Origin of the sequence: Candidatus Bandiella numerosa, assembly GCF_029981845.1 — a bacterium.
GTDB lineage: Bacteria > Pseudomonadota > Alphaproteobacteria > Rickettsiales > Midichloriaceae > Aquirickettsia > Aquirickettsia numerosa.
In genome coordinates, this window is sequence record NZ_CP104164.1 from 1,183,117 (window position 1) to 1,196,203 (window position 13,087).

The window sequence follows — 13,087 nt, forward strand, 5'->3', positions numbered from 1 at the left end:
TCAAATGCTAAATTTAAATAATTACGACGTGTTACTTATGGATTTATGGGGTGTTTTATATGATGGGCACCACCTATATCCTGGAGCGCTGGAAACTTTACATAAACTGAGGGACTTAAAAAAAGATGTGATATTTTTTTCTAACGTTCCTAGGAGAAAATCAACAATTCAGGAATTATTGAGTACTTTTAATGTTGATAAATCTTTATACAAAGACTTAATTGCATCTGGTGAATTTGTTAATGAATTGCTTGCCGAAAAGAAGAAATTTGGAACAAAGTATTTTTATCTTGGCTCTCCAGAATCTGAAGAAGTAATATCAAATATAAAAGAATACCAAAGAGTTGATCACCCTCAGGATGCAGATTTCAGTATCATTACTGGCATTGTAAATTATTTTGATGAAGCAATGGAATTGGCAAAAAAGGCAGTTCAATATAAAATCCCAATGCTTTGTACCAATCCTGATAGATCTTCTATCAAAAAAAATGGTGAGGTAGTACACTGCCCTGGCGTCATTGCTGAAAAATATGAGGAATTAGGTGGTGAAGTAATTTACTTTGGCAAGCCATATAAGCAAATTTATGAATATGCTTTAAAAGACATACCTAAGTCTAAAAAAATTCTTGCTATTGGAGATAGCATGGAGAACGATATCAAAGGAGCAACGAATATGGGTATTGATTGTGCATTGGTATGTAGCGGGATTCACAGACACGATTTAAAAATAAATGTTGGAGAATTCCCTGCAGAAGAAAATTTATTAAGATTGTATAAAGAGCATTCACTAAAACCAACATTTGTATTAAGCATTCTAAGTGATATAATAAAGAATTAAATTTAAACTTGTAGCTATGTTCATACAAACACAAGATACTCCAAACCCTAATACCTTAAAATTTATTCCTGGTATTGATGTCATAAAACATGGTTCATCACGTCAATTTAATAAAAATGATGACTGTAAAGAATCATCTCTTGCCAAGCAACTATTTGAAATAAATGGTATTGAATCTGTGTTTTTTGGAAATGATTTTATATCCATCACAAAAAATGAAAACATCAATTGGGATGAGATTAAAACATTTATATTATCCAATCTTGTAGATTATTTTATTGCAGGCCTACCTGTGGTTAATGAAGTTAATACTGATAAGAAAAAGAAAAATAAGTCAAATTCAAAAATAGAAGAACAAATCATTGAGCTTCTAGATTCAAAAATTAGACCAGCGGTAGCACAAGATGGCGGTGACATTGTATATAATAAATTTGAAAATGGAATTGTTTATTTAGAATTACATGGCGCATGTCAGGGTTGCCCCAGCTCGACGATAACATTAAAGCAAGGCATTGAAAATATGCTAAAGCATTACATTCCTGAAGTTGAATCAGTTGAATCAATATAAATTTAAGTAGGAGCTATATTATGGATAATAAATTATACAAAGAAGCATTAGATTTTCACTCTCAAGATCCAAAGGGTAAAATTGCAATAAGCTTACCAAAAAAATTGATCAACAAGCATGATTTATCACTAGCATATAGTCCAGGCGTGGCAGAGCCATGCAGAGAAATATATAAGGATTTTAATAAAATTTATGAATACACCTCAAAAGGAAATTTTGTGGCAGTAATTAGTAATGGAACTGCGGTTCTTGGATTGGGAAATTTAGGAGCAGCTGCATCTAAACCTGTAATGGAGGGTAAAGCCGCATTATTTAAACGTTTTGCTGATATTAATTCTATTGATATAGAAGTTGACGAAACTGACCCAGAGAAATTTATTGAAATAGTTAAAAAAATAGCGGTAAGTTGGGGTGGAATAAATTTAGAGGATATAAAAGCTCCTGAGTGCTTTATTATTGAAGAAGAATTAAAGAAATGCTTAGACATTCCTGTATTCCATGATGACCAACATGGAACTGCAATAGTTACTACTGCAGGTCTTATTAACGCTACCTACATTACTGGAAGAAAAATTGAGGATATAAAAATTGTTGTCAATGGCGCAGGAGCAGCAGCAATTGCTTGTATAAATTTAATAATTACATTAGGAGTAAAAAAAGAGAACATTATTACCTGTGATACAAAAGGAGTGATTTATAAGGGTAGAACAGACGGGATGAATAAATGGAAAGATAATATAGCTGTTGATACAAAATTAAGAACACTAGAAGAAGCAATGCACGGCGCTGATGTATTTATTGGTGTCTCTGCAAAAGGTGCTGTATCGAAAAGTATGGTTAAAAGTATGGCTAATAAACCAATTATTTTTGCCATGGCTAATCCTGAACCTGAAATTACTCCAGAAGAAGTGTATGAAGTTAGGAATGATGCAATTGTTGCAACAGGAAGGTCAGATTATAAAAACCAGGTTAATAATTTTATTTGTTTTCCATATTTATTTAGGGGCGCACTTGACGTAAAAGCAACAACAATAAATGACGAAATGAAAATTGCGGCTGCACACGCTTTGGCAAATTTGGCTAGAGCAGAAATTACTGAAGAAGTCCATGAGTCATGTATTGGTGGAAATTGCGCATTTGGTCCAGACTATATAATTCCAATTGCATTTGACTCAAGACTTATGGAAGAAGTCTCTATAGCTGTAGCAAAGGCAGCGATTGATTCAGGAGTAGCAAGAGAAAAAATTACAGATTTTGACGCTTATAGAAAAAAACTTTCTGGCAGATTAAATCCATCAACAAAAATTATGGATAAATTTTTTGCCAATACTTATAAAAATCCTAAAAAAGTAATATTTGCAGAGGGTGAGGAGGATCAGGTATTAAGAGCTGCATCTGACTGGAATAAATTTGGATATGGCACAGCAATTCTAATTGGTAGAGAAGACGTAATTAACATGAAATTAAAACAGCTTAATATTTCTTCCTCTGGAATAGAAATTATGAATGCAGCTTTATCAGAAGATACTAAAGATTTTGCAAATCATATATATCAAAGATTCCAAAGAAAAGGTTTTGTTTATAGGGATTGCATACGACTTGTAAACAGAGATAGAAATATATTCGCAGCTGAGATGATAATCCATAAAAAGGCAGATGCTCTAGTAACTGGCATCACTAGAAGTTACTCAAGAACTCTTGATGAGATAACTAGAGTAATTGACATCAGAACGAATCATACGCTTTTTGCTTTAAGCATTGTCACAATTGACGATAGAAATATATTCATCGCTGATACTACAATTAATGAAAATCCTTCAAGTGAAAAGTTAGCAGACATTGCAATTCAAAGTGCAGCTGAGGTTAGTAAATTAGGATTAACCCCTAGGATTGCTTTGGTATCATCGTCAAATTTTGGAAGCTCAAATAGCTTGGAAGCAAAAAAAGTGGCAGATGCTGTTAAGATATTAGATATGAAGCATGTTGATTTTGAATATGAAGGAGAAATATCTATTGAGTTTGCTTTAAATCCTAGTAAGAATGATATGTATTCATTTTCCAGGCTTAAAAACCCTGCTAATATTCTTATTATGCCATCCCTTAGTAGCGCAGATGTTGCAGTAAAATTATTGGCGCAATTTGGTCAAGCTAAAACAATTGGTCCAATGTTATGTGGCCTTAGCAAATCTGTTCAAATACTTCCAATGAATGCAACCTCAGCTGATATTTTAAATTTTGCAGCCATAGCAGTGAGCATATAAGGAACTTTGATGCCGTCTTAAAAGGTTTCTAATAATCGCGCAAGTATAACAGATAATAAACGGTGTTGATAGCTAATTATGAATTTATAACCAACCTTTTCTTTTGAAATATAGATATGGTATTATCCCCGTTATAACTATTAATACAAGTGCAAGTGAATATCCATATTTGAAGCTAAGTTCAGGCATATAATGAAAATTCATCCCATATATACTAGCCATTAATGTTGGCGGCATGAATACTGCAGCAGCTATAGTAAAAGCCTTAATGATTAGATTCTGCTCCACAGATATCATACCAAGTGTCGCATCTAATAAAAAGCTATTCCTCTGAGATAAAAAATTTGCATATTCACCAAGTGAACTAATCTCCCTTGAAATATGTTTTATTCTAAGTCTTGAGTCCTTTTTATTCATGTACCTTGCATTATCTATTTGGCTAAAATAAATTATCATCCTATTTAAACTTACCAAACTTTCCCTATTTTTCGATATAATTGTTCCTGTACTCCCTATCCTTCTGATTATATCATTATAAAATTCAGAGGAGTTCTTTTTTCTATCTATTGGCTTTTCAAATACTACCTTTAACAAATTATCTATTTCGTTACCTACTTCTTCTAAAATATCTGCGCAACAATTTACAACAAAGTCAATGATTGTTGTCAACACATATTCTGGAGTAAAAACTTTATCCTTATTTCTATTAATCCACGAATTCAGATAATCAAATGACTTTGGTTTATCATACCTAGTTGTAACCAGATATTCGTTCGTCATAATAAATGTTATGGCAGTACTGTCAGGATAATCTTCACATGCTTTATCCATTATTGTTACCGTCATATATTCAACATCCTTCTCCATATAAAAGGGACTTATGACTTCAAATTTATCCATTTCCTCTTCTGTCGGAGCTTCAATATTCAGTATTTTTTCTATATATTTTTCTTCACTTGGTTCAGGTTCTATAAGATCTATCCAGATTGTGTTGTCAGGTAATGGATCATTTATTTTTATTTCTCTTTTCTCAATGACCTTATCTTTGTTTCTATAAATAACTACAATCATGCTTAATAGAATATTTTAAAACTTTTACTTCTATACAATATACCACATATTAGAAATATTGTAAGGGTTAATAGTGATATAAATCAAATATCTTCTTATGCTCAATTACTGCAAATCTATCAGTCATACCAGCTATATAATTAATCACCATTTCAGATAATAGCGCATCAGAACTTACGTTAATACTATCCTGCCATGATTTTGGTAAGGTTTCTGGATTACTCATAAAATGATTAAATAAATCTTTTATAACTGTCTGTGTTTTATGATTAATTCTATTTACTTGGTGATTTTTATATACATTTATAAACAAAAAACTTTTTAATTCTAAAAATTTTTCTTTAATTGGTTTTGAAAATTCTACAATCAATTGCTTGCAATTGTAAATATCCTGAATATTACTGACACCATAATTCTTGATGTTGTTAATTGTTTGATTTAGTAAATCGGTTATTAAAAACGTACTCAGATTGGACAATAATGTCTTCAGCAAAATCTCTTTATTTGAGGCTTCACTTTCTATAATATCATTAAAACCGATAATTCTAAATAACTGTAATTCTCCAAGCGCCTCAATATCTATAAATTTAGCTCTTATTCCATCATCAATATCATGCTTTGTATAAGCAATATCATCAGCAAGAGCAGCTATTTGCGATTCTAATGAAGCATTGTTTTTATAATTAACTGGAAAATTATTAAAAACTTTACTCAATTTATCGCATTTTCCTTTTTCAATGATTGGCCCATTATGTTTTAAAATTCCGTCAATTGTTTCAAGCGTTAAATTAAGACCTTTATATTTTGATGAGCTCTTTTCCAAAGTTGTAATAATCTTTATAGCATGAATATTATGATCAAATCCTCCAAATTCTTCAGCAACTTCATTAAGTGCCTTTTCTCCAGCATGACCAAAGGGAGGATGACCAATATCATGCGACAAACCAATCACCTCAGCAAGTTCCTCGTTTACTCCTAGCTCTCTAGCTATATAAACGGCAATTTGGCTTACTTCCAATGAGTGAGTTAGCCTTGTCCTATAATGATCTCCAGTGTAATTAATGAAAACCTGAGTTTTATATTCTAGCCTTCTAAAAGCTTTTGAATTTATTATTCTAAATTTATCTTCCAAAAAATTATACTGAATTTGCTCTTGATAAATTCTTCCATTTGACCTGAAGATGCCTAGATCTCTAAATTTCTCTATTTCCATGCTAATTGTATAAAGATGGGGCGAGTAACGGAGCTCGAATCCGCGACCTCAAGTTCCACAAACTTGCGCTCTAACCAGCTGAGCTATACCCGCCATAATTTCATAATAACTAAATATATGTAAATCATAAAAAAATCAAGAAAACCTTTCATATTATTGGGTAATATAATTATTTTCTAGAATAAAACTTTAAGCTATATATACTTAAGGTAGCAAGATATTATAAATGTTTACTTATGAAGGAAGAAAAAAATAATATTACATTAGACTCAAGCAAAATTAGTAACGAAAATAATAGCAGTACTAATAATCAACCTCAAAATAATAATAATAACGATTCAAATGAATCTAATATAAATCCAATTGATTTAAGCTCAAGCGAACATAATACAAGTCAATTTTTGAGTAACACAGAGAGTAATTCAAATAACTATTTTAGGAAATCACTATCAAAATCACTATCATTCATTCAATCTTACTTTGATGAGGAAAAGCATGTATATAAGTATTACAACGATGAAATTCTTTCAAATCAGGATATTACTAATGAAATAAAAAGTTTGTATCGTACCTTTTATGAAGATATTGAAGAAAAATTAAATCAAATTAGAATTACAAAAAAAAATAAGGAAGCTTTTAAAGCGAAATTTGCTCCAAATTATTGGGGTGAACAGGATCCAGACAGTAAAAGTTTTTACGATACCACATCACAAGAAATTGAAGGCCTAACAAGAAATAAGGAAGTATTAAAAAATTCTTTAGTTTTATTGCAATCTATCATTTTAAAAAAACTAGACAAAGCTAAAGCTACTCTTAATAAATCAGAAAATTTATTGAACAATTATATTATTGATGTTGCAAATAAAAATAGTGATTCATATGAAATATTAAAATTCCTCAAAGAAATAAAATATCAAGAAGCAATAAGGGATATAGAAAAGTTTAAATTTTTAGACAATAGTATGAAATTGCAATTTCTTGAATATCTTGCCTCAGATCAAAATATAGACGTTGCTAATAATTTATTTGGCCAAAATTTAAATTTAAGAATAGACGTCTTTAACCATTATATAGACAATAATTTTTGGATTGGGATATATTCAAGTGGAGATTGGCAAAGATATGCAGAAAATTTCTATGAATCATATGGAAGGGGTAACCATAACTTACTTCCAAAAATTCCATTTTGGGGCACTATGATTCTCAGCAGAAATAGTGGGCTATGTAATAATGAAGTTGCTACTATAGTATATGATTTTTTGCAACCAAATCTACCAGTTATAATTAACGATTTAGGAGATCTAATTGATAGTTATCAAAATGATACTCAAAATGAAGTAGCAGAAAATCACCATAATTTCATTTCCAACCTATCAAATTATTTAAGTGCAAAACCTAGTAATGAAGATCAAAAAGCTGCAGATTTAGTAAAAAAAATCATAGATTTTCAATCTTCTTACAATACCAATAATAATTCATTATATGGTATCACAGAAAATCTTAGTACCATTCACCAATCTTCAAATAAAGCTTATATTAGCGATAATTCCTATGAATATTACTTACACAAAGGTACCCTTAATAATCCCTTATTACAATATGATGTACTTTACAAATATAGTAACAATACAAAAAAGCTAACAATAAAAAATTATCAATATATTTACGTAGGCAAAAAACCTAGTAAAGAAAAAATTGAAGAAAAAAACCTAGATGATAAAAAAAATGAGAAAAAGTTAAATGAAGATAGTAATAATGAGCCTAAGGAAAACCCAACAACTGCATTTATAAAAGGAGGTGTGACAGTAATAACCGCCGAATTTATATTTTTTATACTATGGAGCGCCTATCATTATTGGCATCAACGATCTGTAATTATTAAATTAACTGAAAAAGCAAATAAACATTTAAATGAATTATTGCATAAGGAACTTCCAGTTTTGACTCTACAATCAAAAATAGTTAAAAACATCTTTGATAATCTTTATGACGAAAATAATGAAGAAAGTGAAGACGAAGATGATTTTGATAGTATTGGAAAATTAATTATTGATACACCAATTTATGATAATAAAATCAAAAGTTATATTGTAGATACCCCAAAAGTTCCAAAAGAAATTATAGCTACACCTTTTAAGGGAATATATACATTTATTATTCCAAATAATGAATACTATATAATTGGTTGTAGCGAATGTGATAATCCTAAAACAAATAATTATAATATTGATTTAGCAGAACTTTAAAGATAGAATTCCACGGTATTGTAATAATACTATGCAATTAATATGATACCATGGATGTGTTTTATTCAATCATAAATGGCTTTATTTTGGGATTGGGATTAATAATGCCACTTGGAATGCAAAATATATTCATTTTGAATCAAAGTATTGCTCAAAAAAATTTAAAAAATATTGTCCCATGTATAATAGTTGCATCAATTTGCGATACTTTCTTAATTATTATTAGTGTTTTAGGGGCTTCACTATTAATTTTAGAATTATTATGGCTTAAATTAACATTAATGGTTATCGGCTTGTTCTTTTTGTTGTATATCTCTTATACAAACTGGAACATGGCATCTTCAAAAATAAGAAGTGAATTTAAAGCTTATTCTGCTAAAAAACAAATTATATTTACTATTTCTGTATCAATATTAAACCCTCATGCAATCACTGATACGATTATTGTCATAGGTGGTAATTCAATACAATATAGTGGTATTGCAAAATTAGCATATACTTTGAGCTGTATAGTGGTGGCGTGGTTTTGGTTTTTTGGATTAGCTTATGCTGGAAATAAATTAGGTAAATTAGATAAGACAGGGTACTACATCAAATTATTAAACAAAATAGCTGCAATATTAATATTTTTAACAGCACTGTACTTAGCAAAACAAATTTTCAGTGAAATTTTTTAATACAAACTAACTATTTGCTTTAAATTTTGCAGCTATTATAAATTAATCTGATATTAAAATACAACATTCAGAAGGTGAAAAGAGTCTAATTGGCTTATGTTCTAGTAATGGCTTATTTTCATATCCAATAAGACATAATACAAGTAGCTGTGGTGAACTCGAATCAGATGGAACAATATATATTCCTATTAATTAATTCCTAAATTAAAAAAAGCCCAATTTATTAATTAATAAATCAGGCTTTTTAGCTTACGAAAAAGTATTATTTTTTAGCAGCAGTTGTTTTGTCAGCAGCAGCTTTTTTATCAGCAGCGTTAACATCGTCACCTGCATTAGCTGCATCAGCATCCTGCTCAACTAGGTCAGTAGACTGAATTTGTTTTTGTGTAGCGTTAGCAGCAGTTACAGCTGTTAATGCAACTAGTAATGTAAGACAAATTGAAATGTTTTTAAAGTTCATGTTTAAAACCTGTTATATTAAAAATTATATTGAAGGAAACTATCATAAAATCCTTATTAAAGATAGCTTTTTTTTTGTATAAAAGAATTTTTTTAATAAAATATTATTTTTTTTATTTTTTCTGCTGATTCTTTTCCCAAAACACTTCCATCATTTAAATTGCTTTCTTCAACTATATAAAATTGTGAGCTACCATTTTCATTAAAATAGCCTGATTTTAACACTAATTTATCGCCATATATACTGCAATAGGATGCTATTGGAGTTGAACAATCACCATTAAAGGATTTTAAAAATGCCCTTTCTGAATTAATCATTATCTGAGTTGCTTTATGATTCAGAGGTTTTAGCATTTTATTGATCTTATCGTTCCCTTTTATATTTTGTACTCCTATAGCACCTTGAGCAATAGCTGGTAGTATTTCATCAATACTAAAATAGTGATTTATGGCTTCTTTCAGATTATTTCTTTTTAATCCTGCAGCTGCTAGTATTATTGACTCTACTTTACCTTCTTTTAATTTTTTTAATCTAGTATTGATATTACCTCTTAAATTTACCACCTTCAAATCAGGCCTCAATGCTAAAATTTGCCCTTTCCTTCTGTGCGATGAAGTGCCAATCGTTGTACCACTTGGCAGGGAAAAGAAAGATTTATATTTAAGAGAGACAAATGCGTCCCTTGGATCGCCACGTTTTAACAGACAATTAATTTCCAGGTGCTCATTTTGATTTGCAGGAACATCTTTCATAGAATGCACTGCTATATCAGCGTTGCCATCAATTAATGCCTGCTCAATTTCCTTAAGAAATAATCCCTTACCACCTATCTTCGACAAAGAATGGTCAAGTAGGATATCACCCTGAGTTTGCAATTTCAGTAATTCAAATTTTATATCACGATGGTAAAGCTGAAGTTCTTTAACAACTAATAATGCTTGATTTATTGCAAGAGGACTGTTTCTAGTCGCTATTCTGATTAACATAACAAATCAAAATCTAGATAAAGAAGATATTTATAGTAACTAAAGGTGATTTATTTATCAGTTTTTTAATATGCTTTTTGATTGATAATTCAAGTAAATTCTGAATTTTATTCTTATCTATAGTTGATATAGTAGTAAAAGTTTCCGATACATTAAGTTTTAGCGAATCCAAAATATCTTGATCTAAATCGTCTTCTAATACACCTGGAGCAGAAATAAAAATCTGACTTATGCTCTTTTTAACCTTATTTATTATTAATGAAACAAATAATGCTCCATTATTTCCCAGCGTTTTTCTATTATTAATGATTATACTTTCTGAATTTAAAATCAAATTTCCATCAATTATGTAATGTCCAGCTTCCACCTTACCAATTTTTTTTGTTTCATTTGGATCAATGACAACAACATCACCATTTCTAACACTTATAGTGTGCTTAACGCCAGATTTTTTTGCTACTCTACAATGTTCATTTATGTGAATTGCTTCTCCATGAACTGGTATTGCTACTTGTGGTTTAATAAGCTCAAACATTTTTTTAACTTCTATAGCAGAAGGATGACCAGATACATGAACAAATTCATTTGCCTCACTTAACACATTTACATTCATTTCAGCAAGTTTATTGAACAGATTATATATCCTTTTTTCATTTCCTGGGATAATTTTAGACGAAAATATAACCACATCATTTTCTTTTAATGCAATTTGTGGATGGGTTTGATTGGCAATTTTATTGGTCACGGCTAGGGCTTCACCCTGACATCCAGTACATATTACTACAATTTCATCTCTTTTAAATTTTTTAAAATGCTTCTCATCATATATTATTGATTCTTGTAAATAACCAGCTTCTTTAGCTGCAGTATACATTTTCCATAATGATCTTCCTTGCAATATTATCTTTCTTTTAGCCTTTTTAGCTGCATTAACTAATGAGAGCAATCTTGCTATATTTGATGCAAAAGTAGTTACAACAATCATATTGTTAGGATAGTCGCAGAGTAATTTTTCCAAATTTCGACCAAGCTCACCTTCTGAACCAGAATGCTTTTTATGAAAGATATTTGTTGAATCTCCAACTAAAGCTAAAATTCCACTTTTTCCAATATCAGATAAAGTTTTTTCGTTAGTAGCTTCGCCTACTACAGGCTCATTATCAAATTTCCAATCACCTGTATGAAATATTTTTCCTTTATCAGTTTCTATAACTAATCCATTCATTTCTGGTATAGAGTGAGTGATTGGCACTAATGTTATTTTAAAATCATTTAATTGAAATGATTTATTTGAGACGGTCTCTACAAATTTCATTTTTTTAGTTAATCCATACTCCTTACACTTGGATTTTACTATGAGGGATGTAAATTTAGTTGCATAAATTGGGCATTCTATTTCGGACCATAAATATTGAATCGCTCCAATGTGATCTTCGTGAGCATGTGTCAATACTATACCTAAAATATCCTTTTTAATCTCTTTAATAATAAAGTTTATGTTAGGTACTATAATATCAACCCCTGGTAAATCTGGTTCTGCAAAACCTAAACCCAAATCAACAATGATCCACTTCCCATTATAGTGATATAAATTTAAGTTCATCCCTATTTCGCCAGAGCCACCTAATGGAATAAAAATTAATTCTTTTTGTAATTTTTTAAAATTGATAGTTGAATTCATCTAATCTTGTTGAAATAATACGTGTCTAAAATGCGAAAAATCTTCCAAAACTTTTCCAGTTCCTAATACAACGCAGTTTAATGCCTCATCAGCCACTCGAACATTTAAACCTGTAGCTTCACTGATCACCGTGTCCATGCGCTTTAATAAGGCGCCACCACCAGTAAGTACTATACCATTATCAGCAATATCTGAAGATAATTCTGGCGGAGCTTGCTCTAAAACTAATTTTACCGAATCTATTATTTGTGATACAGGATCAGCAATACTATCAGCAATATTTGTTTCAGTTAATATAATTTCTCTTGGTATGCCTGTTGCTGCATCCCTTCCTTTAATTGCTATACTTTTTTCATCCTTTGTGCTCTTTTTTGCAGTTCCTATCTCTTTCTTAATCCTTTCAGCTGTTGAATCACCAATAAATAAATTATGACTTTTTCTTATGTATGATATTATTGCTTCATCCATGCTATCACCACCTACTCTAACGGACTGGGCACAAACTATACCACCAAGACATATAACCCCCACTTCAGTAGTGCCACCACCTATATCTACAACCATTGATCCAGTTGCTTCTGTAACTGGTAAATTAGAGCCAATTGCTGCGGCCATAGGCTCAAATATTAAATAAACTTCTCTTGCCCCTGCACTTTCTACAGCATCTTGTATAGCTCTTCTTTCTACAGGAGTAGAGCCATATGGTACGCATACTATAACCCTAGGTCTTGCAAAGAAGCTCCTTTTTTTATGAACTGAGGTAATGAAATACTTTATCATCTCCTCTGCACCTTTAAATTCTGCAATAACTCCATCTTTTAAGGGTCTTATTGCTTTAATATCTGCAGGAGTTTTTCCTAACATTGCTTTTGCCTCATTTCCAAAAGCATATGGAATATAAGAGCCCTTTTCATGTAGCAGAGCAACAACTGATGGTTCATTTAACACAATCCCTTGATTAGGAACGTATACCAACGTATTTGCTGTACCAAGGTCAATCGCCATGTCAGATGAAAATAATCCTAGTAAGGATGAAAACATTTTTATTATTAATTTTTATCTGTTGTTACATTCCCATTTAAAATT

Annotated in this window: 11 protein-coding genes and 1 tRNA gene; 5 read left to right on the forward strand and 7 right to left on the reverse strand. The window is 30.6% G+C overall.

Annotated features, from left to right (window positions below; translation table 11 throughout):
- Positions 1–4: 4 nt before the first annotated feature.
- Genes N3Z17_RS05655 through N3Z17_RS05665 form a run of 3 tightly spaced genes read left to right on the forward strand, consistent with a single transcriptional unit; the run spans position 5 to position 3,667 of the window.
- Positions 5–838, forward strand: a complete 834-nt coding sequence (locus N3Z17_RS05655) for a TIGR01459 family HAD-type hydrolase (RefSeq protein WP_282471748.1) — start codon at positions 5–7, stop codon at positions 836–838.
- Positions 839–854: 16 nt separating this feature from the next.
- Positions 855–1,406, forward strand: a complete 552-nt coding sequence (locus N3Z17_RS05660; protein ID WP_282471749.1) for a NifU family protein — start codon at positions 855–857, stop codon at positions 1,404–1,406.
- A gap of 20 nt (positions 1,407–1,426) precedes the next feature.
- Entirely contained in the window at positions 1,427–3,667 is a 2,241-nt protein-coding gene (locus N3Z17_RS05665) for an NADP-dependent malic enzyme (protein WP_282471750.1), read from the forward strand.
- Positions 3,668–3,751: 84 nt separating this feature from the next.
- Here the strand turns inward: N3Z17_RS05665 and N3Z17_RS05670 are convergent, their stop codons facing one another.
- The 3 genes from N3Z17_RS05670 to N3Z17_RS05680 all read right to left on the reverse strand — a co-directional run bounded on the left by N3Z17_RS05670 (position 3,752) and on the right by N3Z17_RS05680 (position 6,044).
- On the reverse strand, positions 3,752–4,738 hold the full coding sequence (locus N3Z17_RS05670) for a magnesium transporter CorA family protein (protein WP_282471751.1): 987 nt from the start codon (positions 4,736–4,738) through the stop codon (positions 3,752–3,754).
- A gap of 67 nt (positions 4,739–4,805) precedes the next feature.
- Positions 4,806–5,951, reverse strand: a complete 1,146-nt coding sequence (gene dgt / locus N3Z17_RS05675) for a dGTP triphosphohydrolase (protein WP_282471752.1) — start codon at positions 5,949–5,951, stop codon at positions 4,806–4,808.
- A 16-nt stretch (positions 5,952–5,967) separates the two neighbouring features.
- Positions 5,968–6,044, reverse strand: a tRNA-His gene (locus N3Z17_RS05680).
- A gap of 143 nt (positions 6,045–6,187) precedes the next feature.
- Here N3Z17_RS05680 and N3Z17_RS05685 point away from each other — a divergent pair.
- Both N3Z17_RS05685 and N3Z17_RS05690 read left to right on the forward strand, forming a co-directional pair.
- Positions 6,188–8,197: a hypothetical protein gene (locus tag N3Z17_RS05685; protein WP_282471753.1), complete on the forward strand. Its 2,010-nt coding sequence runs from the start codon at positions 6,188–6,190 to the stop codon at positions 8,195–8,197.
- 50 nt (positions 8,198–8,247) lie between these two features.
- Positions 8,248–8,874, forward strand: a complete 627-nt coding sequence (locus tag N3Z17_RS05690) for a LysE/ArgO family amino acid transporter (RefSeq protein ID WP_282471754.1) — start codon at positions 8,248–8,250, stop codon at positions 8,872–8,874.
- A gap of 262 nt (positions 8,875–9,136) precedes the next feature.
- Here the strand turns inward: N3Z17_RS05690 and N3Z17_RS05695 are convergent, their stop codons facing one another.
- The 4 genes from N3Z17_RS05695 to N3Z17_RS05710 all read right to left on the reverse strand — a co-directional run bounded on the left by N3Z17_RS05695 (position 9,137) and on the right by N3Z17_RS05710 (position 13,042).
- Positions 9,137–9,334 carry a hypothetical protein gene (locus N3Z17_RS05695; RefSeq protein ID WP_282471755.1) on the reverse strand — a complete coding sequence of 66 codons (198 nt, stop codon included), beginning with the start codon at positions 9,332–9,334 and terminating at the stop codon, positions 9,137–9,139.
- 92 nt (positions 9,335–9,426) lie between these two features.
- Positions 9,427–10,320, reverse strand: a complete 894-nt coding sequence (gene hemC, locus N3Z17_RS05700; RefSeq protein WP_282471756.1) for a hydroxymethylbilane synthase — start codon at positions 10,318–10,320, stop codon at positions 9,427–9,429.
- A gap of 13 nt (positions 10,321–10,333) precedes the next feature.
- Positions 10,334–12,001: a ribonuclease J gene (locus N3Z17_RS05705; RefSeq protein ID WP_282471757.1), complete on the reverse strand. Its 1,668-nt coding sequence runs from the start codon at positions 11,999–12,001 to the stop codon at positions 10,334–10,336.
- Positions 12,002–13,042, reverse strand: coding sequence for a rod shape-determining protein (locus N3Z17_RS05710; RefSeq protein WP_282471758.1), 1,041 nt, complete (start codon positions 13,040–13,042; stop codon positions 12,002–12,004).
- Between the last annotated feature and the right edge of the window lie 45 nt (positions 13,043–13,087).